The organism is Methylobacterium sp. WL103 (genome assembly GCF_008039885.1).
GTDB lineage: Bacteria > Pseudomonadota > Alphaproteobacteria > Rhizobiales > Beijerinckiaceae > Methylobacterium > Methylobacterium cerastii.
The window spans coordinates 1-1401 of the sequence record NZ_VRUX01000858.1; the positions used below are offsets into that span (position 1 = coordinate 1).

General features: G+C 70.0%; 2 protein-coding genes and 1 pseudogene. 2 read left to right on the top strand and 1 reads right to left on the bottom strand.

What is annotated here, in order from left to right; translation table 11 throughout:
• Positions 1 to 217: pseudogene (locus tag FV222_RS30190) on the top strand (hypothetical protein); the annotation flags it as partial.
• Positions 218 to 259: 42 nt separating this feature from the next.
• Here FV222_RS30190 and FV222_RS26135 read toward each other — a convergent pair.
• The gene (locus tag FV222_RS26135; RefSeq protein WP_147753003.1) at positions 260 to 493 is read right to left on the bottom strand and encodes a hypothetical protein; all 234 of its coding nucleotides are present in this window, start codon (positions 491 to 493) and stop codon (positions 260 to 262) included.
• 452 nt (positions 494 to 945) lie between these two features.
• Between FV222_RS26135 and FV222_RS26140 the strand changes: the two genes are divergently transcribed.
• A partial coding sequence (locus tag FV222_RS26140) for a rhodanese-like domain-containing protein (RefSeq protein ID WP_281406930.1) occupies positions 946 to 1401 on the top strand: 456 nt, incomplete at its 3' end.

The following is a 1401-nucleotide window of genomic DNA, read 5'->3' on the forward strand; positions in this document are numbered from 1 at the left end:
GCCCTACCCCTACGCGCCGTTGCCGGTCGGGCGGGTGGCCGGGCCGGCGGACGGCGAGCGCAACCCGATCTTCGCGGAAGGGGACGACCGCACGCGCCGCATCGCGGCGGCGCAGGCCGCGGGATACCTCGTCGTCCGCGCCCGATCGGTACAATACCCGGATGGCCGGATGCTGCGCAGCTATCGGCCCTACGACGAGGAGGACGGGCTCGATTGAAGCCCGTCTCGCGGTCGCCAGGTCACGGGCGTAGGGACCCGCTCAGCGGATGCGGCCGGGTCGGGTCGGCTCGAACACGATGCGGCGGTGGAATGCGCACCAGCTCTTTCCGTCGGCCACGGGCGCGCCGCAGCACACCGCGCGATCGTTCGGCTCGCCGATGATGAACTTGCAGACGAAGGCGCCCGATTGCGCGAACGGCACGCGCAGCTCGGCCGACGGCTCTTTGACGGTCTCGGCTTCGCCGATCTGGGACATGCGGACGAGTTGGTTCATCGCACTGAAAGCTCGCGGAATCTCATGCTGGCGCAAAAGGCCGCCCGGCAGGGGAATGGTGAGAGAACGCCGTCCCGTATCGAGCGATCCTGCAACGCACGGTGATCCGTGGCGGTGAGACGTCCGGTCCATACGGGTCCGGCGAAAACGCCGGCACGACGGTGTCATGGTGTTGTTATAACTGGTCTTGTTCCCCGCGGAAACAAGACCGCCCCGCGTATCTTGCAACGGCGCACAGCCTTCAGGGTCTGACGGATGCACAAGCCTGCGGGGTTGCAGCGGGACGGTCGACTTGCTGTGCGGCATCGCGCCGGCTCGGATCTCCAGGCTGCGGCGGCTTCGCGGGCAGACGCGCCTTCCCAGACTTGGACCGCCCGACCGGGGCGTGCATCCGCCTCCACCCTGTGATTGACTGGTGCCGACACCGCCCGCAACGACTGACCGGACGCATCATGAACGACACCGCGCTCGTCTCGACCGAATGGCTGCACCAGCGCCTCGATGCGCCCGACATCGTCGTGCTCGACGCCTCCTGGTACCTGCCCGCCGCCGGGCGCGACCCCGAGGCCGAGTATCGCGCCGCCCACATCCCCGGCGCGGTCCGCTTCGACATCGACGCGATGAGCGACACCGAATCCGGGCTGCCGCACATGATGCCGCGCCCGGAGGCGTTCGCCTCGCGGATGCGGGCGCTCGGCGTCGGCGACGGCATGCACATCGTGGTCTACGACGGGCACGGGCTGTTCTCGGCGCCCCGGGTCTGGTGGATGCTGCGCACCTTCGGCGTGCGCGACGTCTGCGTCCTCGACGGCGGGCTGCCGGCCTGGATCGCGGCCGGCTACCCGACCGAGGAGGGCGAGCCGCGGGTCCGCGACCGGCGCCATTTCTCCGCCCGGCTCGACCACGGC

Bases quoted from the DNA above. Each gene is read 5' to 3' on its own strand.
- FV222_RS26135 (WP_147753003.1), bottom strand. From the start codon at position 493: ATGAACCAACTCGTCCGCATGTCCCAGATCGGCGAAGCCGAGACCGTC.